The following is an 18,373-nucleotide window of genomic DNA, read 5'->3' as shown; positions in this document are numbered from 1 at the left end:
CTCAGGGCTGTTGGAAGTCGCGGGTCTCCCAGATGCGGCGGTTCAGGTAGTCCTTGACCTTGGCGATGTAGCCCTCGCTGTCGGCCGTGTGCCAGCGCCCGCTGTACCAGCGCCCGACACAGCCCCACTGGTCACCGGCCGCGTACGCGCTGCCCCGCTCTTCCTTGCCGAGCCAGGCCTCGTAGCCCTCGAAGCAGCCCCGCCAGATCGAGTACGCCAGGTCGGCGTTCATCGCGGTCGAGCGGGCGACACCCGGCCAGGCCGACTTCTGGTACGGATGCCGGTCCTGGAGGATGCCGAAGCTCTCTGGGCACTCCCCGGCCCGGCCGTCGTCACCCAGCCCGTGGCCCGGGGCGCAGCGCGCTGGATCAGCCGTGTAGTCGCCGTACACCGTCTGCCGCCACCAGCTCTCGATCGCGGCCTGTGCGAACACCAGGTCCTCGTCGACGCCCCACTTGCACGCCGCCCACCGCAGGATGTCCTTTGTAGACCCGGTGAACGCACCGTCGACCCTGGTCGCGACCAGGGTGTCCGCCCGGTTGTCGTCGAAGATGTCGGCCCCGATCCGGTGCCCCGTGGCCGCGTTCGCCATCAGGTTCATGCGCTTGTTCTCGGCCGACGGCCGAGCCCGCACCCAGGTCGCGCACTGTGCCCCGGTCGGCAGTGCGGCACCCGGCGGCAACGTGGCGAACCGTTCGGGCACCGCTTCCGCCGGCCGCGCGGTCGATGACAGGGCCGGCGGCGGCGACGCGGGCTGCGACCAGCCGTCGTCGGAGTCACGCCAACCGGTGCCGGTGCGCTCGGCCAGTCCGCCGGGGTCGCCCGGAGTGTGTTCGGCGTGCGCGGAAAGAGTGCCGGCCAGAGCGATGACGGCCGCGCCGGTCACCACCGCGGCGATCGGCCAGCCGTACCGTCGAATGTGTCGTCCCACGGCGAGCGACCGTATGCGCGGCCACTTCCGCGGGTCAACGGGCCAAAAGGACATTTAGCGCAAGCCACCTCGATCGGGTGGGTGACGGACGAGCTGTGCGACACCCCACCTTATCTAGCTGGCTCACTGCTCGCATGGCAGAAGTGCACCACTTCACGCACGGCTGGCTCAATCCCGGTTTCGCGTACACGGTCTCCGTGATCGGCGCCCTGATCGGCCTCTACTGCACCGGCCGGGCGCGAGCCGTGAGCGAAGGCGCGGCCAGGGTGAAGTGGTTGACCATCGCGACCGTGGCGATCGGCGGTGCCGGCGTCTGGCTCGCGCACTTCACCGCCATGCTCGGCTTCGACGTCGTCGACAGCCCGGTGCGCTACAGCCCGGCGCTGACCGCCGCCAGCCTCGCCCTCTCGCTCGGCGCCGTCGGGGTGGGGCTGTTCCTGGTCGGCTACCGCGAGCCCAGCACCGCGCAGATCCTGCGGGCCGGCGGCGTGACCGGTGCCGGCCTGCTCGGCATGCACTTCACCGGGATGGCCGCGGTCGACGTGGCCGGCGAGATCACCTATGGCCCGAAGCTCGTCGCACTGTCGGCGCTGATCGCGGTCGTCGCGGCGACCGCGGCGCTCTGGTTCAGCACCACCGTCGACGGCCGCCTGCCGATCGCGGGCGCGTCGGCGCTGATGGCCGCGGGCGTGTGCGGCATGCACTACACGGCGATGGCCGCGGTCGGTGTCGAGCTCGACCGGACCGGCCTGAGCGTGGTCGAGGGCGTGCGCCCGCTCGGCCTGATCGTCGCCGTCGCGCTGGTCTCGGCGGTGACGATGACGGTGATGGCCACCGTGGCGTTGCAGGCGATGACCACCGAGGAGTTCGCCGGCGACGGTCCCGCGACGCTGACCAAGCCGGAGCCCGTCGGCCTGGCCGCAGCCGGCTTCTCCGCGACGCCGACGGCGACAGCGAGGGCGAGGGCGACCGCGACGGAGCCGATCCGCCTCGACATGCCCATCACCCCCGGCCTCCGCCACCGCGAAGCAAGGGCCCCTTATTAACGCTTTCCGCAGCGGAAGGGACCCTTGCTAACACGGCGCGTTAGCAAGGGTCCCTTCCTTTCTCACTGCTGGGTCAGGCGCCACTGCTGGTTGGTAGCGGTGTGGCACGGCCACTGGATGAGCGCCGCGCCGTCGGCGGTCGAGCCGCCGTTGACGTCGAGGCACTTGCTGCTGTGCACCGCCCGGAACTGGTAGACGCCACCGGACGCGACCGGTGTCCACTGCTGGTTCGTCTGGTTGTTGCAGGTCAACTGCACCACCGCGGCGGCGTCGGCGGTCGAGCCACCGGCCACCGCCATGCACTTACCACTGTGTACGGCCTTCAGGTACACGTTGCCGCTGCCCGCGTCGACCGCCTGCCAACGCTGGTTCGCGCCGCCGGTCGAGGCCCACTGGTGCACGACCGCGTTGTCGGCCGTCGACTGGCCGCTGACGTCGGCCAGCTTGTTGCTGTGGTTGGCGGTCACCGTGTACGTCCGACCCGCGATGCCGCCGCTCGGCGTGGTGCCGACGCCGTTGCCACCGAAGGTGAACGCGTCGACGTCGAAGCTGTTCGTCGAGCTGGTCTTGAACACCATGTAGAGCTTGTGCGTGCCGGACAGCGCCGCCACGTTGACCGCGGCCTGTTGCACGTACGTGTCCCAGCCGCCCGTTGCCGCGATTGGGTTCGTGGCCAGCAACGTGCCCGTCGGCGAGTCCGCCCGGAGCTCGATGCTGCCACCACCTGAAGGCGACGAGACGCGGTAGCTGACGGTGGTGATCCCCTGGAGGCTCATCGGGTCGAACATGATCCAGTCGTTGTTGCTGATGTCGCCGATCCGGCCGCCGCTCTCCGCGCCCGTCTGCGCGACGATCCGGGTGCCGGACTGCGCCGTGTAGTACTCCGCCTGCTTGTGCTTGGGCTGGAGGATCGCCTTGGCGTAGCCGGTGAGCCGGGCCACGGACCCGTTTCCGTTGTCCTGATAGCGCGCGTTCAGGACGTAGAACAGGTTGGCGCCGTCCGGGTGCCCGCCGAGGTTGCCCGTCGACACCGTGCCCGAGCAGCCGGGCAGGTCGGTGGTGCCGTGCTCGTGGTCGTCGTGCCCGAGCGCCGGGTTCGTGAACACCTGCTGACAGTTGACCGTGCCGTCCTGCGCGTCGGTCACCGTCACCGAGTAGGCCACGTTCTGCCCGAAGTCGAGCATCCCGCCGTTTGGCGGCCCGGTGACGGTCACCACCGGCGCGTTGTTGCCGACGGTGATGGGCACGTTGGCGAACGAGGACCGACCGGTGTTGTCGGTGACGGTCAACTTCGCCACATAGTTCCCGTTCGTGGTGTACGTCTTCGACGGGTTGGCGGCCGTCGAGTCGGTGCTGCCGTTGCTCTCGAAGTCCCACGCGTAGCTGATCGTGTCGCCGGTGTCCGGGTCGTGCGTGCCGGCGCTGGAGAACTGCACGGTCAGCGATGCGAGCCCGTTGGTCGGCGTGCCCGTGGCCACCGCGACCGGTGCCCGGCCGCCCTTGACGTAGTCGATCCGGTATAGGCCGGAGTCGTTGTTGCCGCCACCGAAGTTGGCGCCCCACTCGAGCAGATAGAGCGACCCGTCCGGCCCGAACCGCATGGCCATCGGCTTGTTGAAGAACTCGCCCGGCAGGAACGGGTTGATCTTCACCAGGCCGCCGGAGGAGTCGAAGTGGATCTCCTTGACGTAGTTGCGGGCCCACTCGTAGAAGAAGTGCACGCCGTTGTAGTACGCCGGGAACTTCGTGGCCGAGGTGCTGGACGCGTTGTAGCGGTAGACCGGGCCGCCCATCGGCGCCGCACCGCCCTCGCCCATCTCCGGGAAGTTCGACGAAGCGCCGTACCCGTACCAGATCTGCGGTTGCACCAGGGAAGGCAGCGTCCGCAGGCCGGTGTTGTTGGGTGAGTCGTTGACCGGCGCGTTGCAGTTGAACTTCGAGCCGACCACACCGGTGTCCGGGTTGTACGGCGCGTACGCCTGGTTGTTGCCATGGCAGAACGGCCAGCCGAAGTTGCCCGCCTGCTTGATCACGTTGAGCTCGACCAGCCCCTCGGGGCCACGGTTGGTGGTCGGCAGGCCGCGGTCCGGCCCGTAGTCGGCCATGTTGATCCAGCCGGTCTGCTTGTCGACCTCGAACCGGAACGGGTTGCGGAAGCCCATCGCGTAGATCTCCGCCCGCGTCTGCGCGGTGCCGGGCGTGAACAGGTTGCCGCTCGGGATCGTGTACGTCCCGTTCGTCTCGGGGTGGATCCGCAGGATCTTGCCGCGCAGGTCGTTGGTGTTGCCCGCGCTGCGCGCGGCGTCCAAGTTGGACTTGCCGGAGCGCCAGTCGAGCGGCGCGTAGCCCTGCCAGGCCGGGTCGAGGTTCGGCGGGGTGTCGTCACCGGTCGACAGGAACAGGTTGCCGTTGGGCCCGAACGCGACATAGCCGCCGGTGTGCCCAGGCTCCGGGAACGTCCGGTCGCGGTACGCCGGCACGGACAGCAGCACGACCTCGCTGCTCAGGTTGAGGGTGTCGCCGCTGACGGTGAACCGGGACAACCGGTTGATGTCCGTCGACGAGGAGGACGGCGAGTAATAGAGATAGATCCACCCATTGCTGGCGAAGTTGGGGTCGAGCGCCATCCCGACCAGCCCGTCCTCACCGCCGGTGTAGACGGACAGCGTGCCGGCGGTCACCGTACTCTGCTGCGCCGGCTTGAAGATCTTGATCTGGCCGGCCCGCTGCACGTAGAAGACCCGACCGTCCGGCGCGATGTCCAGCGCCATCGGGTCGACCGTGTTGGAGTCGAGGCTGACCTTCTCGAAGTTGCCCCAGACCGTGCCGCCGCAGTCGCCGGGCAGGTTGCCCGCCGCGTAGCGGACGCCGCCGAGCACGTGGTTGCGGAAGTTCGTCTCGCTGTACGACGCGATGTCGTGCCCCATCGCGGTCGCCCAGACCTTGCCGCCCTCGGTCTCGCGGCACCAGGAGATCGGGTGGTCGATGCCCATCGCGTCGGAGCCCGGGTTGTAGGTGCGCTCGTCGGCGGTGACCAGCACGTGCACGTTGCCGCGCGCGTTGACGTCGAAGTTGTACCACTCCTCGGTGCGCTGCCAGTTGTCCGGCAGGCCCGCGGTCGACGGGTGGGCCTTGTCGGCGACGCGGGCGTACCCCTGCAGTGAGCCAGGCGAGTGCGACGGCATGTGCGCGCCACCGTTGATCGTCTGGTCCCACCACGGGAACGTCGTGTCGATGCCCATGTCGGTCGCGTTGTGGATCGCCACGATCCCGTTGCCGGCGCGCAGGTAGTTCTGCACCGCCGTGCGCTGCGAGTCGTTGTCGAACACCATGCCCGAGGTCTGGAACATCACGAGCACGTCGTACGTGTCGAGGTTGGCGGCGTTGAGCACCGTGGAGTCCTCGCTGAACACCACCTCGAAGTTGTTGGCCGCGGCGAGCTGCGTGAACATCGTGACGCCGGCCGCGATCGAGTCGTGCCGGTAGCCGGCGGTCTCGCTGAAGACCAGCGCCCGGAAGGCGGGCGCGGCTTGGGCGGGCGCCTGGACGATGCCGAGGCCGAGCAGCGTGATGAGGATCGTGAGCAGGGTGAGGACAGGTCTGCGGCGGCGCATGCGGTCTCCTTCGTCGTTGCCGTGCGAGGGCAATGCCGTGCGAGGGCTTGCGGTGCAACGCGTCCGCCGAAGTACGCGTGGGGGTCGAAGCGCCGCAGCGCATCGACGCTGCTGAGTTTGACTCGCTTCGCGGCGACCCGTCAACGGACCGGATCGCGCGGAAAGATCAATCAATGCAGAACTGTGATCGTCTCCAGCGCGTTACGGTCTTGATCGGTCTGTGTTCGGGCGCTTACGATGCGACGCCAATGGCGCTTTCGGTCAGCTCAGCAAAAGCTCAAGCCTGACAAGCGAAAGTTTCGGTGATCACAATGGATTCACCTGAACCACCGGACGCGCTCCTAGCGATGCACGACGTCGGAAAGTCGTTCTACGGTGTGTCCGTATTGTCCAATGTGGACATTGACGTGTATCCCGGCGAAGTGCACGCCGTGGTCGGCGAGAACGGTGCCGGCAAGTCCACGCTGATGAAGATCGCGTCCGGCGTGCACCAGCCCGACAGCGGCAGCCTGCGGATCGCCGGTGAGCCGGTCGTGCTGCACAACCCACGCGAAGCACAGGCAGCCGGCGTCGGGATCATCCACCAGGAGTTCAACCTGCTCCCGGAGCGCACCGTCGCCGAGAACGTGTTCCTGGGCCGCGAGCCCACGCGGCGCGGCCTGGTCGACCGCCGGGCGATGCGCGCGCGTACGGCCGAGCTGCTCGCCTCCGTCGGCGCGGAGACGGTCCGGCCGACCGACCGGGTGGGCCAACTCGGCGTCGCGCAGCAGCAGGTGGTCGAGATCGTCAAGGCGCTCTCCCTCGACGCCCGCATCCTGATCATGGATGAGCCGACCGCGGCGCTGGCCGACCACGAGGTCGAGCTGCTCTACGCGCTGGTCCGCCGCCTCCAGGCCCGGGGCATCGGCATCCTCTACGTCTCGCACCGGCTCGCCGAGGTGTTCGACCTCTCCAGCCGGATCACCGTGCTCAAGGACGGCCGCCGGGTGGTCACCGTGGACACCGCCGACGCGACGCCCGAGGCGTTGGTCCGGCACATGGTGGGCCGCGAGCTCGCCAGCTACTACCCGCCCAAGGCCGGCGCGCCCGGCGCGGCGTTGGTCACGCTGGCCGGCGCCGGCAACGGCCGCCTCCGCCCGATCGACCTCGAGCTGCGCTCCGGCGAGGTGCTCGGCGTCGGCGGCCTGCAAGGGTCCGGGCGCTCGGCGCTCGCTCGCGCGCTGTTCGGAGTCGAGAGCTTCACCGCCGGGCAGATGACCCTCGACGGCAAGCCGGTGCGGCCCCGGTCGCCGCGACAGGCGGTCCGGGCCGGCATCGCGTACGTGACCGAGGACCGCAAGGGCGAAGGGCTGGCGCTGAGCCAGTCGGTGCTCGACAACGCGCTGCTGGCCAGCCGCGCCGCCACGCCGCGATGGTTCGGCGGCGGCGCCCGCACGACCAGCGTGCGCGCCCTGCTCGCCGCCGTCGAGGTGCACGCGGCCGGCGTCGACCAGGAGGTCCGCTATCTGTCCGGCGGCAACCAGCAGAAGGTGGTGCTGGCCCGCTGGCTGGCCATGGCGCCACGGGTGCTGCTGTTCGACGAGCCCACCCGGGGCATCGACGTCGGCGCCAAGGCGGCCATCCACGAGCTGATCCGCGACCTGGCAGACAAGGGAGCCGCGGTCTTGATGATCTCGTCGGAGCTGCCCGAGCTGCTCGGCATGAGCGACCGGATCGTCGTCATGCGCGACGGCGCCCTGGCCGGGGAGCTACCCGGTGACGCGAGCGAGGAGGCGGTCCTGAGCCTGGCCACCGGCACACCGCACGAGGTGCCCGCATGACTACCCTGACCGCGCGGCGGCCCCGCATCGACTCCACCAACGGCGTCTGGCTGGCGCTCGGCATGACGCTGATCATCGGCGGCATCCTGGTCGCCACCGACGGTGGTTCGCTGTTCGGCCAGAACAGCACGGTCAGCCTGTTGCAGCGGGCGGCCGGGCTCGGCATCGTCGCCGTGGGGCAGACGTTCGCCATCCTGGCCGGGTCGCTCGACCTCTCCGTCGCGTACGTCATCAGCCTCACCTCGTTGATCGCGGCCGAGACGATGGCCGGCAGCGACGGCCGCGTGCTGCCGGCGATCCTCGCCGTGGTCGCGGTGTCCGGCGCGATCGGCCTGGTCAACGGCCTACTGATCACCAAACTACGGATCAACGCCTTCATCGCCACGCTCGGCGTCGGGCTGCTGATCAAGGGCTACCTGGAGCAGGGGTACGCGGGCCCGGCCGGCTCGGTGCCGGTCTCCTTCCAGCACCTCGGCTACGACCGGGTCGGCCCGGTCCCGGTGGCGTTCCTGCTCTTCATCGGCGTCGCGGCAGTGGCCTGGGTGGTCATCAACCGCAGCCGCTTCGGGCACCACCTGATCGCCACCGGCGGCGACCTCGACGTCGCCCGGCTCTCCGGCGTCCGCACCGACTGGGTGCTGATCCGGACCCACGTGATCTGTTCGCTCTGCGCCGGCATCGCCGGTCTCTACCTGGCGAGCCGGCTCGGCGCCGGAGCGCCGCGGGTCGGCGCCGAGGGCGGTTACGACCTCGAGTCGATCGCCGCGGTGGTCCTCGGCGGCACGGTGCTGGCCGGCGGCAAGGGCGGAGTCGCCGGCACGGTCGGCGGCGTGCTGCTGCTCGCGGTCATCGACGGCATCTTCAACCAGCTCGCCGTCGACCCGTTCTTCAAGCAGGTGGTCCGCGGCGTCGTGATCGTCGCGGCGGTCGCGATCTACGCCATGCGGCTGCGCCGCAAAGTGGTCCGGAAGGCGGCGGCATGACGGTCGAAGCACCCACCGGCCCCGCCGCCCTCGGCCAGTCCCGCCGCGGTCGCTGGGGTGCCGGCAGCATCGCGCCCGTCGTGGTGATCCTGGTGCTGCTGCTGGTCGCGGTCGGCATCCGGCAACCTGACTTCTACGACCCGCCGGCCCTGCTCGCCTTCCTCAAGCGGGCCGCGCCGCTGATCATCCTGGCCGCCGGGCAATACTTCGTGATCGTCGCCGGCGACTTCGACCTGTCGGTCGGCTCCCTGGTCACCGCCGAGGTGGTGATCGCGGCCCGGCTGATCGACGGCGACCCGGGTGCGACGTGGCCGGTGGTCGCCCTGGTGCTCGGCTTCGGCCTGCTGGTCGGCCTGGTCAACGGGCTGGTCACCACGCTGCTGCTGGTGCCGTCGTTCATCACCACCCTCGGCATGTACCTCATCCTGGTCGGCGCGGTCTACACCTGGACCGGCGGCTCGCCCCGCGGTGCGCTGTCCGAGGAGTTCCGGATGCTCGGCCGGCGCGGCATCGAAGGCGTGCCCTGGCTGGGCGAGATTCCGTACGCGGTGCTGATCCTGCTCGTCCTGGCCGGGCTGGCGATCCTGGCGATGCGCTCGGACTTCGGCAAGGTGCTGCTCGCCGTCGGCGACAACCCCCGCGCGGCCCGGCTGGCCGGCGGGCGGGTGGCCGGCGTCCGCACCATCGCGTTCGTGGTCAGCGGCGGCTGCGCGGCCGTGGCGGCCATCCTGCTCGGCGGCTTCGGCGGGGTGAGCTTCCAGGTCGGCGCCGGGCTGGAGTTCACCGCGATCACCGCGGTCGTGCTCGGCGGCGTGGTGCTCGGCGGCGGCCGCGGCTCGGTCGTCGGCGCCATGCTCGGCGCGCTCACCCTGCAAACCCTGTTGACCCTGCTGAACCTGCTCGGCGTCGCCGGCGCACTCGCGTCGGCGGTGCAGGGCCTGATCATCCTCGCTGCCGTGGCCATCGGCGGGCTACGGGCACGCACCTGAACCACGCACCCACCACCAGTAGGAGGAGAGTTGCGCAAGAAAACAGGTACTGCCCTTGCCATATTCGCCGCTGGAACGGCCCTGATCCTGGCGGGCTGTTCCAGCGACGTGCCGGCCACCAACCCGAGCGCCAGCGCTTCCGCGGATGCGGGCGCCGGCACCGGCGAGACGTCGGAGTTCTTCGTCCAGGCCGACTACGACAACGAGATCGCACTGCGCACGACCAGTGCGACCGGTCCCTCGGACAAGCCATGGGAGCAGGCGCTCAACCCGCAGAACGCCGACACCGCGAAATACAAGAAGGCCGGGCCGTACAACCTGTGCTTCTCGAACGCCGGCGTCGGCAACCCGTGGCGCCAGGTCGGCTTCAAGAACATGCAGGCCGAGGTCAAGCTGCACCCGGAGATCAAGTCGTTCCAGGTGGCCGACGCGGAGAGCAAGGACGACAAGCAGATCTCCGACATCACCGACCTGCTCGGCAAGGGCTGTGACGCGCTGATCGTGTCGCCCAACACGACCGCGACGCTGACCCCGGCCGTCGAGCAGGCATGCGCCAAGGTGCCGGTGATCGTCTTCGACCGCGGCGTCAACACCAAGTGCCCGGTCACCTTCATCAACCCGATCGGCGGGTACGCGTTCGGCGCCGCCGGCGCCGAGTTCCTGATCGAGAAGGTCAAGCCGGGCGGCAACGTGTTGGCGCTGCGCATCCTGCCCGGCGTCGACGTGCTGGAGGCCCGCTGGGGCGCGGCCAAGGTGGCCTTCGACAAGTCGCAGCTCAAGGTCGTCGGTGTCGAGTTCACCGACGGCGACGCGGCCAAGACGAAGACCATCGTCAACAACTACATCCAGCGCTTCGGCAACATCGACGGTATCTGGATGGACGCCGGCGCCACGTCCGTCGCCGCGGCGGAGGCGTTCGAGGACCTCGGCAAGCCGTTCCCGGCGATCGTCGGCGAGGACCAGCAGGACTTCCTGCGCATGTGGCAGGACAAGAAGCTCACCGCGGTCGCGCCGACCTACCCCACCTACCAGTGGCGTACGCCGGTGATCGCGGCCCTGAAGATCCTCAAGGGCGAGCAGGTGCCCAGCCCGTGGAAGCTGCCCCAGCCGACGATCACCGACGCCAACCTGTCCCAGTACGTCGACCCCAGCATGCCGCCGCTGCACTACGCGATGTGCGGGTGCAGCGACCTCCCGGGCTACCCGGGCGACTGGGGCGGTAAGTAGCCATCATGTTCACGATCGGTGCTAACCCCTGGATCTGGACGTCCCCTGTCGACGACGCGGCGCTCGCCTCGCTGGTGCCGAAGATCGCCGGTTGGGGGTTCGACGCGATCGAGATCCCGGTGGAGAACCTCGGCGACTGGTCACCCGAGAAGACCCGCGACCTGCTCGCGGAGCACGGGTTGACCGCCGCCGCAGTCCTCTCGGTCACGCCACCCGGGCGTGACCTGGTCAACACCGATCCTGGCACGGTTCGGGCGACCCAGGACTACCTTCGCTCCCTTGTGGACGCGGCGGTGGTCCTGGGCGCACCGAGCGTCTGCGGCCCGGCCTACGCGGCGGTCGGCCGCGTCTGGCGGATGACGCCCGCAGAACGGTCGGACTGCTACGAATCGCTCCGGGACGCCCTGGCCCCCGTCGCCGATCACGCCAGCGCGCGCGGGGTCCGGATCGGGCTGGAGGCGCTCAACCGCTACGAGACCTCGGTGCTCAACACGGTCGCGCAGACGCTCGCCGCCCTCGAGGGCCTGCCGCCCAGCGTCGGGATCATGCTCGACAGCTACCACATGAACATCGAGGAGGCCGACCCGTACGCGGCCATCCGGGCCGCCGGCCCACGCCTGGTGCACGTCCAGGTCAGTGGCAGCGACCGCGGCGCACCGGGCGACGACCACATCGACTGGCCGCGTTGGCTGCGCACGCTGGCGCTGACGGGTTATCGCGGCCCGCTCTGCATCGAGTCCTTCACCGGCGAGAACGAGTCGATCGCGGTGGCCGCCTCGATCTGGCGCCCGTTCGCACCGACCCAGGACGACCTGGCCATCAACGGGCTGCGCTACCTGCGCGAGGTCTGCGCGGACCTCTAGGTGCGGCTGGCCGCACCATCGAAGGGCGGCCAGCCGGATGGTTACCTTGTTTCCGGGCGACGACGCTGGACCCTATGAAGAAGGTGCTGGCGGTCATCGGGATCGTGTTCGGGGTCTACCTGATCGGGCGGGCGGTGCTGGAGCCGTTCGTGATCGACTTCGACGACCCGTCGACCTATCAGAACGACTGGGGTGGGCCCGGGCTGGCCGGCGTGCTTGCCGTCCACTGTGGGCCGGGAGTGCTCGCATTGATCGTCTTCGCGGCGCTGGCGGTCCGCCGGTCACGGAAATCCGCTGTCACCGGCTGACCCCGCTGTGGGAGTGTGGCTGGATGGCCGCGGAGATCCGGGAGATCGCCTGCGACGAGTCCGGCTACGAGGGCCAACAGCTCGTCAGCTCGCCGACCACGGTGTTCGCCCACGGCAGCGTGCACTTGTCGTGGGCGGCCGCGGCCGAGTGCATGGCCGAGCTTCGGGCGCGGATCAAGTCGCCGGCCACCGAATACAAGGCCAACCACCTGCTGCGCGAGAAGCACCGCGCCGTCCTGGTCTGGTTGCTGGGCACGGGCGGTCCGGTGCACGGGCACGCCTACGTCCAACTCGTCGACAAGCCCCGGTTCCTCGTGCGCACGCTGCTCGACCAGTTGATCGACGCGCCCGACCGGGTCGACACCCTGCCGGTCACCGCCGAACCACGCTGGCGGCGCTTCCTGATGGCGGGCAACGCGCTGCTGCGCACCCGGGAACCCCTGGACCCGACCGCGGCGGACGTGCTCTTCCAGGCGATCGGCGACCTGCGCCGCACCGGCGTCCCGCCCGCTGCCGACGAGACGCTGGCCCTGCTCGGCAAGAACCGCGCGCGGGCCGACGACTTTCTGGATCGACGCCGCACCGACCCGCCCGCGTTCGCGCCGGTGGACCTGCTGGCGCCGGCGATCGTCAACGCGGTGGCCCACTGGGGTCCGGTGCGGATCACACACGACTTCCAGAGCTCCCTCACCCCGACGCGGGTCGCCTGGCTCCGCGAAGCCGCGCCCGACCTGGCCGACCTGACGCTGGTCGACTCCAACGACGACCCCCGGGTCCAGGTCGCCGACATCGTCGCCGGCACGGTGCGAGTGATCGCCGGGCGGTCGGATCCGGAACTGGCCGCGCTGGCGAGCGGCTACGTCACGGCGACGGCACGGACCGTCGCGCCGTAGCTGACCGCGCCGGCTAGCTCGCCGCGGCGGCGGCTGCGCGGGCCATCGCGCGCTGGTAGATCGGTCCCTCGACGTAGCGGCGTGGCAGCGCGGCCAACGCGGCGCGCAAGGCCCGGGCCGACAGGCCGGCGGTGAAGCCCTCTATCGGCAGGCCGAGGCCGCCGTAGAGCCGCCGCGCCCACGGCGGCAGCAGGCCAAGCGCGGTCGAGGCCACTCCCAGGTAAGCCAGGCGCGGACCGCCGAGCTCGAGGCCGACCCGGACGGCCGGGTTGAGCTTCCAGGGCACCGGCGGCGCCGTCAGGAAGACGAGGGCCTCGGCGGAGTCCTTCGTGATCTTGAGCTCGGGCTGCATCGACTTGTAGTACGCCGCGACCTGGGAGGCCGACCCCGGCACGGTCGAGGGGTCCAGACCGGCGAGGGCGGCGACCCGGCGCTGCTCGTCGTAGTAGGTGTCGACCTCGGCGTCGGTGAGCGGCACCCCGGCCTGGCGAGCGGTGGTGATGAACGACTCGACCTCGGCCACGTGCACCCAGCGCAGCAGGTCCGGCTCGTCGATCCGGAACTCCTCGCCGGTGAACGGGTCGCGGGCGCGCATCTTGGCGTGGATGGCGCGCAACCGTCGACCGGCCGCCTCGGCCTCCGCCGTGGTCCCGTAGACCGCCGTCGCGACGTAGATCGACGTGCGGACCAGCCGGCCCCACGGGTCGTCCTTGTAGTGCGAGTTCTGCGCGACCCCGGCCATCGCCCGGGGATGCAACGCCTGGAGATAGAGCGAGCGCAGGCCGCCGACGAACAGAATGGGCTCGGCGTGCACCCGCCACGTCACCGTGTCGGGTCCGAAAAGCCCAAGGTCTGCCATCGACACAAGCCTAGTCGTCGGCTGCTTTAGCCTGTTGACATACCGGACAGAGGCCCCAGAAGGTCACTTCCGCCTCGTCGACCACGAACCCGCCGGCTCCGACCGGGTCGAGGCAGGGTGCCGCACCGTGTACGCAGTCGACGTCGGCGATGGCACCACAGGCCCGGCAGACGACGTGGTGGTGGTTGTCACCGGTGCGCGCCTCGAACCGGGCCGGGCTGCCGGCCGGCTCGATCCGCCGGGCCAGACCGGCTCGGGACAGCGCGCCGAGCACGTCGTAGACCGCCTGCGTGGAAACCGAGTCGAGCCGGGTGCGCACCGCGCTCGCGATCTCGTCGACCTCGAGATGGCCACCGCCCGCCAGCACCCCGAGCACGGCGAGCCTCGGCCGCGTGACCCGCATGCCGCGGGCGCGCAGCAGGGCCGCGCCCTGGTCCTCCACCGGCTCTGACATGCCGCTATGGAAACACGCAAGCTGGAAACGTTCAAGATACGGGGAGTTCGACGGCTGTTTTGGTCAAGCGTTGAACCACATCCCGCTCACCTCACGTGTCCCCTTCGTAAGGACTGTTCAGCGACGGGTCCGGCCGTACGCTGTCACAGAAATCCACAGGAGGCCGCGTGCTTAACAACATTCTGGGCATACCGGCCCACCCGCTGATCATCCACGTGGCTGTCGTTTTCATCCCCCTGCTCTGCCTCGGCGCCGTCGTCTACGCGCTGGTCCCGCGGTTCCGCAGCAAGATCGGGTGGGCGGTCACGGCCCTGGCGGTGATCTCGCCCATCGCCGCCTGGTTCGCGAAGGCGTCCGGCGAGAACCTGCGGGACCGACTGGTCGCCGCGGGCTTCTCCCCGGAGATCCTCGACAAGGTCAACCAGCATCAGAGCTACGGCGACCGCACCTGGTGGTTCACCCTCGCCCTCGGCGTCGTGACGCTCGTCCTGTTGTTCATGACCAGCGGCAGCCGCCGGGCGCCGCAGCATGTGCCCGTCGGCGTCACCCTGGCGATCAGCGTGGTGGTCATCGCGCTGGCCGTCGCCACCGCGATCTACGTCTTCCTCACCGGCGACAGCGGCGCCCACGCCGTCTGGGAAGGCGCCGTCCCGTAACCGGCTAGAAGAGCACCCGCGAGCAGAGCAGGCAGGAGAGGACGACCAGCACGGCGGCGGCGACCAGGCCGATGCCGTACGTCACAGTCCGGGCGTCCTTCTCCTGCGAGTCGATCTTGTCGAGGTCCTGCGGTGCCAGTTGGCGGGGCGGCGGCGGCTGGATGTAGGTCGGCGGTCGCCACCCCGTCGGCGGGGGCTCGGTCGGTGGCGGCCCCGAGTAGCCAACCGGGGGTACGGGTCCACCCGTGCTCGCCGGGCCGGGTTCGCCACCGGGGCCGGGCCGCTGCCACGGTGCGGCGTTCGGGTCGTCGTACGTCACGGCGAACGACGCTACCGAACGCGCGGGTACGCTGCCTGCGTGAACCGCGCGCAATCGCCCGCCACACCAGACGACGACCGTCCCGTCGACCTCAGCGGCGACGAGTACGTCCTCCCTGAGCAGACCTCCGACGACACCGATCGGGGCTGGGGTGAGCGAACCGACACCAACGACGAGCGCCTCTGGGAAGACAAGCCGCCGCACTGGGGTTGATATCGCTGAAGCTCGTTCTGTTGGCACTCAGCTAGGCTGAGTGCCGAAAGGCCCCAGCAAGATCCGGAGGAAGCCGTGCCGACCTACCAGTACGCCTGCACCGAGTGCGGACACCAGCTCGAGGCCGTGCAGTCGTTCTCCGATGACGCGCTGACCGTGTGCCCCGAGTGCGAGGGTCGCCTGCGCAAGGTCTTCAGCGCCGTCGGCGTCGTGTTCAAGGGCTCCGGTTTCTACCGCACCGACTCCCGCAACGGCTCCACCGGCAGCGACACTCCCAAGGTCAAGTCCGAGTCGAAGTCCGAGACCAAGTCGGAGTCGAAGTCCGAGACCAAGACCGAGTCGAAGCCGAAGTCCGAGCCGGCCAAGGCCGCCTCCCCCGCCGCTTCCTAAAGCCGCACCAGCCCGCCGGCCGGGGTGATCACCCCGGTCACCCGCTGGTCGTGCGCCGCCTCCGGCACCCGGTCGACGAACTCCCCGTCGTGCAGCAGGGCGACCACGGGCACGCCGGCCGGCACCCGGGCCAGCGCCCGGTCGTAGGACCCGCCTCCGCGACCCAGCCGCATTCCGCGCCGGTCGACCGCGAGCGCCGGCGCCACGATCAGCTCGGCATCGGCCACCGCGGTGCGCCCGAGGCGCTCACCGTCGGGTTCCCGCAGACCCCGCCCCGCCGGCACGAGAGTGCCCGCGTACCGGGCCCAGTCCAGGTCGTTGTCCGCCCGGAGCACCGGCAGCAGCAGGTCGGCCGCCCCGGTCAACGCCGCTCGCACCGCCGCCGCCAGGTCGCCACCGCCGGGTTCGCTGCCGACCGGCACGTACCCGCAGACCAGCCTTGGCGCGCTCGTTCTGATGAGCTCGGCCAGCGTGGCGGTCACCGCCTCGGCCGCCGCGGCCACCTCCGCCGGAGACAGCGACCGGCGACGGGCCAGCACCGCAGCCCGCATGTCAGCCTTAGTCACCCCACTATGCGATAAATCCGGCACGCAACACTCCCGACCCTTACCCGGTTAGACCCTGGACAGACGCCGACGCCGAGCATGGCAGTCCGAAGGGGGAGTTGTGACGCTGCGCGGGCGGCTGACCGCCGCGTTCCTCGCCGTCGTGCTGGGACCGGTGCTGCTGGGTGCGCTCTTCGTGGGTGGCACCGTCGGCGCCGTGGCCCAGGATCGGGCGAAGGATCGGCTCAGCGTCGCCGCCACCGCGCTGCGCACCTCGGTCAGCTCCCTGTGCCAGCAACTCCAGGCCGCCGCCGACGCGGTCGCGGTGGTCGCCGACCCGGCCCGCCAGACCGACATCGCCGGCCAGGTGGTCGCCCGCGGGTTGGCCTCCGGCGTCGTCGTCGAGGGCGCGGACGGCGTGCAGACGCTGCGCACGGTCGGATCCCCGGACCGGCCCTGGGCCGACTGCGCCCGGCCCGGCCTGGACGCCGGCCCGTTCCGCGGTCTGGCCGTCGGGATCGAGGCGCGGGACGCTGCCGGCGTGCCGCTCGGCACGATCTGGGCCACCCATGACCTCGACACCGGCACCATCGGCCGGCTCGCCGGCGCGACCGGCACGGCGGTCACCCTGCTCGGGGGCACACCGGCGGGCGCGGTGCACAGCACGGAGTCGCCCGGCGCGCTGCCCGCGGTGGTCGCGGCGGCGTCGGGCGTACGCGGTGACGCGGTGGCCGAGACCGCCGGCGGCCGGGTGGTGCGGCGGGTCGGCCCGGCGCCCGGCCAGCCGTTGCCGCTGGTGCTGTCCGTGCCGACCGGCCAGCCGCAGGGCCTCTACGCGCTGCTGATCGCCGCCGTCGTGCTGGCCGGCCTGTTCGCGGTCGCCGCGGCCTGGTGGCTGGCCCGGTCGACCACCCATCCGCTGGCCGAGCTGGCCGCCGCGGTCGCCCGGGTGGCCGGGGGTGACCTCGCCGCCCGGGTGCCGGTGCGCGGCCGGGACGAGGTCGGCCGGCTGGCGCTCGCGTTCAACCGGATGACCCGGGAGACGCAGGCGTACGTGCGGGCCCTGACCACCAGCCGCGACCAGTTGCGCGGCCACCTGGCGGTGCTCGGCGACACCCTGTCGAGCACCCACGACCTGCAACGGATCCTCCAGGTGATCCTGGAGACGGCCCAGGCCGCGACGGGCGCCAGCGGTGGCGGCGTGCTGCTGCTCGACCCCGCCACCGGCACGCTGGTCGGCCAGTGCGGCCTCGCGGTCGACGTCGCCGGCCGCCGGATTCCGGTCGGCGACGGCCTGCTCGGCGGCGTCGCGGCGACCGGGGTGCCGAGGCGCGGCCGGGTCGACCGCGACGGTCCGGTGCTGTCGCCGTTCGAGCCGCCCTGCCGCACGTACGTCGTGGTGCCGTTCAACGTCTCTAGTCCCGTCACGGAGCCGGCGCTGGTGCCGGGCGTCCAACCGCCGGAGCCGCCGACCGCGTCCGGCGTGCTCGCGCTCTACGACCGGCTGGGCTCCGACGAGTTCGACGACGCCGACCTGATCACCCTGCGCACGTTCGCCGGCCAGGCCGCGGTCGCCGTCGACAACGTCCGCGTGCACCAGGAGGCACAGCGGCTCTCGTTGACCGACCCGCTCACCGGGCTCTGGAACTACCGCTACCTGCGCGAGTCGATCCGCCGCGAGGTGGAGCGGGCCAGCCGGTTCGGGCGGATGCTGGCCGTGCTCGCCCTCGACCTCGACCGGTTCAAGGAGGTCAACGACACCTACGGCCACACCGCGGGCGACGCGGTGCTGGTCGAGTTCGCACACCGGATCCGCGGCGTCGTGCGCGAGGTCGACCTGGCGTTCCGCCAGGGCGGCGAGGAGTTCGTGGTGCTGCTGCCGGAGACCGACGCCGACGGTGCGGCCATCGTGGCGCGCCGAATCGGCGCCGCCGTGCGCGACGACACATTCGACATCGAGGGCACCACCGGGATCGACGTGACCGTCTCCATTGGAATCGCGGTGTTCCCGGCTCACGCCGCCACCGCGCAGGCGGTGCTGAACGCGGCCGACGGCGCGCTGTACGCGGCCAAGGCGGCCGGCCGCGACGACTTCCGCACCGCCGCTGGTGCGCCGGCGGTGGTGGCCGAGATACCGGTCGCCGCGGGTGCCGTGCCACCCGACGACAACCTGCCCCGGGCCGGGGGCGGACAACCGATCCGACCTGCTGGCGGCGCGTCACGCGGGACGCAGCCACCGCGACAGACGAGGGGCGGATAGTCT

19 protein-coding genes are annotated in these 18,373 nt (G+C 70.8%); 13 read left to right on the top strand and 6 right to left on the bottom strand.

What is annotated here, in order from left to right; genetic code table 11:
• Window position 1: 1 nt before the first annotated feature.
• On the bottom strand, window positions 2-931 hold the full coding sequence (locus BLV39_RS15000) for a hypothetical protein (RefSeq protein ID WP_090791924.1): 930 nt from the start codon (window positions 929-931) through the stop codon (window positions 2-4).
• Between the two features lie 134 nt (window positions 932-1,065).
• Between BLV39_RS15000 and BLV39_RS14995 the strand changes: the two genes are divergently transcribed.
• Entirely contained in the window at window positions 1,066-1,977 is a 912-nt protein-coding gene (locus BLV39_RS14995) for an MHYT domain-containing protein (protein ID WP_090791921.1), read from the top strand.
• A gap of 62 nt (window positions 1,978-2,039) precedes the next feature.
• Here the strand turns inward: BLV39_RS14995 and BLV39_RS14990 are convergent, their stop codons facing one another.
• Window positions 2,040-5,591 (bottom strand): ThuA domain-containing protein, encoded by a 3,552-nt coding sequence (locus BLV39_RS14990; RefSeq protein WP_090791919.1) that lies wholly within the window; start codon window positions 5,589-5,591, stop codon window positions 2,040-2,042.
• Between the two features lie 77 nt (window positions 5,592-5,668).
• On the opposite strand from BLV39_RS14990, the gene BLV39_RS43000 reads away from it, so the two are divergent.
• The 8 genes from BLV39_RS43000 to BLV39_RS14955 all read left to right on the top strand — a co-directional run bounded on the left by BLV39_RS43000 (window position 5,669) and on the right by BLV39_RS14955 (window position 12,674).
• Window positions 5,669-5,878: a hypothetical protein gene (locus BLV39_RS43000; RefSeq protein ID WP_176984928.1), complete on the top strand. Its 210-nt coding sequence runs from the start codon at window positions 5,669-5,671 to the stop codon at window positions 5,876-5,878.
• 24 nt (window positions 5,879-5,902) lie between these two features.
• Complete coding sequence (locus BLV39_RS14985; protein ID WP_090791916.1) at window positions 5,903-7,411, top strand: sugar ABC transporter ATP-binding protein; 1,509 nt, start codon at window positions 5,903-5,905, stop codon at window positions 7,409-7,411.
• On the top strand, window positions 7,408-8,394 hold the full coding sequence (locus tag BLV39_RS14980) for an ABC transporter permease (RefSeq protein ID WP_090791913.1): 987 nt from the start codon (window positions 7,408-7,410) through the stop codon (window positions 8,392-8,394). Before BLV39_RS14985 ends, BLV39_RS14980 begins: the two co-directional genes overlap by 4 nt.
• Window positions 8,391-9,383 (top strand): ABC transporter permease, encoded by a 993-nt coding sequence (locus BLV39_RS14975; RefSeq protein WP_090791911.1) that lies wholly within the window; start codon window positions 8,391-8,393, stop codon window positions 9,381-9,383. The genes BLV39_RS14980 and BLV39_RS14975 overlap by 4 nt, the downstream gene beginning before the upstream one ends.
• 30 nt (window positions 9,384-9,413) lie before the next feature.
• A complete protein-coding gene (locus BLV39_RS14970; protein ID WP_204082771.1) occupies window positions 9,414-10,610 on the top strand; it encodes a substrate-binding domain-containing protein in 1,197 nt (398 codons plus the stop codon).
• 5 nt (window positions 10,611-10,615) lie between these two features.
• On the top strand, window positions 10,616-11,473 hold the full coding sequence (locus tag BLV39_RS14965; RefSeq protein WP_090791908.1) for a sugar phosphate isomerase/epimerase family protein: 858 nt from the start codon (window positions 10,616-10,618) through the stop codon (window positions 11,471-11,473).
• 74 nt (window positions 11,474-11,547) lie between these two features.
• Window positions 11,548-11,781, top strand: coding sequence for a hypothetical protein (locus BLV39_RS14960; RefSeq protein WP_090791905.1), 234 nt, complete (start codon window positions 11,548-11,550; stop codon window positions 11,779-11,781).
• 23 nt (window positions 11,782-11,804) lie between these two features.
• Window positions 11,805-12,674, top strand: a complete 870-nt coding sequence (locus BLV39_RS14955; RefSeq protein ID WP_090791903.1) for a hypothetical protein — start codon at window positions 11,805-11,807, stop codon at window positions 12,672-12,674.
• A 13-nt stretch (window positions 12,675-12,687) separates the two neighbouring features.
• Here the strand turns inward: BLV39_RS14955 and BLV39_RS14950 are convergent, their stop codons facing one another.
• Both BLV39_RS14950 and BLV39_RS14945 read right to left on the bottom strand, forming a co-directional pair.
• The gene (locus BLV39_RS14950) at window positions 12,688-13,539 is read right to left on the bottom strand and encodes an oxygenase MpaB family protein (RefSeq protein ID WP_090791900.1); all 852 of its coding nucleotides are present in this window, start codon (window positions 13,537-13,539) and stop codon (window positions 12,688-12,690) included.
• A gap of 4 nt (window positions 13,540-13,543) precedes the next feature.
• A complete protein-coding gene (locus tag BLV39_RS14945; protein WP_090791898.1) occupies window positions 13,544-13,987 on the bottom strand; it encodes a Fur family transcriptional regulator in 444 nt (147 codons plus the stop codon).
• A gap of 167 nt (window positions 13,988-14,154) precedes the next feature.
• Between BLV39_RS14945 and BLV39_RS14940 the strand changes: the two genes are divergently transcribed.
• On the top strand, window positions 14,155-14,643 hold the full coding sequence (locus BLV39_RS14940) for a DUF2231 domain-containing protein (protein WP_090791895.1): 489 nt from the start codon (window positions 14,155-14,157) through the stop codon (window positions 14,641-14,643).
• Between the two features lie 4 nt (window positions 14,644-14,647).
• On the opposite strand, the gene BLV39_RS14935 is transcribed toward BLV39_RS14940, so the two are convergent.
• On the bottom strand, window positions 14,648-14,962 hold the full coding sequence (locus tag BLV39_RS14935; protein ID WP_090791892.1) for a hypothetical protein: 315 nt from the start codon (window positions 14,960-14,962) through the stop codon (window positions 14,648-14,650).
• Window positions 14,963-15,001: 39 nt separating this feature from the next.
• On the opposite strand from BLV39_RS14935, the gene BLV39_RS42995 reads away from it, so the two are divergent.
• Together BLV39_RS42995 and BLV39_RS14930 are read left to right on the top strand one after the other, a co-directional pair.
• Window positions 15,002-15,175, top strand: coding sequence for a hypothetical protein (locus tag BLV39_RS42995; RefSeq protein ID WP_176984927.1), 174 nt, complete (start codon window positions 15,002-15,004; stop codon window positions 15,173-15,175).
• Window positions 15,176-15,250: 75 nt separating this feature from the next.
• Window positions 15,251-15,565, top strand: coding sequence for an FmdB family zinc ribbon protein (locus BLV39_RS14930; protein ID WP_090791889.1), 315 nt, complete (start codon window positions 15,251-15,253; stop codon window positions 15,563-15,565).
• Here BLV39_RS14930 and BLV39_RS14925 read toward each other — a convergent pair.
• Entirely contained in the window at window positions 15,562-16,116 is a 555-nt protein-coding gene (locus tag BLV39_RS14925) for a 5-formyltetrahydrofolate cyclo-ligase (RefSeq protein WP_090791885.1), read from the bottom strand. The genes BLV39_RS14930 and BLV39_RS14925 overlap by 4 nt on opposite strands.
• A gap of 115 nt (window positions 16,117-16,231) precedes the next feature.
• On the opposite strand from BLV39_RS14925, the gene BLV39_RS14920 reads away from it, so the two are divergent.
• Window positions 16,232-18,370 (top strand): GGDEF domain-containing protein, encoded by a 2,139-nt coding sequence (locus BLV39_RS14920; RefSeq protein ID WP_090791883.1) that lies wholly within the window; start codon window positions 16,232-16,234, stop codon window positions 18,368-18,370.
• The last annotated feature ends 3 nt before the right edge of the window (window positions 18,371-18,373 follow it).

Origin of the sequence: Asanoa ishikariensis (assembly GCF_900107455.1) — a bacterium.
GTDB lineage: Bacteria > Actinomycetota > Actinomycetes > Mycobacteriales > Micromonosporaceae > Asanoa > Asanoa ishikariensis.
This window is presented reverse-complemented; position numbering and strand designations above follow the sequence as displayed.

What these genes read in the sequence shown, in the direction of transcription:
- BLV39_RS14945 (WP_090791898.1), bottom strand. Translation starts at nt 13,987, where the DNA reads ATGTCAGAGCCGGTGGAGGACCAGGGCGCGGCCCTGCTGCGCGCCCGC.
- BLV39_RS14975 (WP_090791911.1), top strand. Translation starts at nt 8,391, where the DNA reads ATGACGGTCGAAGCACCCACCGGCCCCGCCGCCCTCGGCCAGTCCCGC.
- BLV39_RS14980 (WP_090791913.1), top strand. Translation starts at nt 7,408, where the DNA reads ATGACTACCCTGACCGCGCGGCGGCCCCGCATCGACTCCACCAACGGC.
- BLV39_RS14955 (WP_090791903.1), top strand. Translation starts at nt 11,805, where the DNA reads ATGGCCGCGGAGATCCGGGAGATCGCCTGCGACGAGTCCGGCTACGAG.
- BLV39_RS14990 (WP_090791919.1), bottom strand. Translation starts at nt 5,591, where the DNA reads ATGCGCCGCCGCAGACCTGTCCTCACCCTGCTCACGATCCTCATCACG.
- BLV39_RS14960 (WP_090791905.1), top strand. Translation starts at nt 11,548, where the DNA reads ATGAAGAAGGTGCTGGCGGTCATCGGGATCGTGTTCGGGGTCTACCTG.
- BLV39_RS14925 (WP_090791885.1), bottom strand. Translation starts at nt 16,116, where the DNA reads ATGCGGGCTGCGGTGCTGGCCCGTCGCCGGTCGCTGTCTCCGGCGGAG.
- BLV39_RS14965 (WP_090791908.1), top strand. Translation starts at nt 10,616, where the DNA reads ATGTTCACGATCGGTGCTAACCCCTGGATCTGGACGTCCCCTGTCGAC.
- BLV39_RS14985 (WP_090791916.1), top strand. Translation starts at nt 5,903, where the DNA reads ATGGATTCACCTGAACCACCGGACGCGCTCCTAGCGATGCACGACGTC.
- BLV39_RS14995 (WP_090791921.1), top strand. Translation starts at nt 1,066, where the DNA reads ATGGCAGAAGTGCACCACTTCACGCACGGCTGGCTCAATCCCGGTTTC.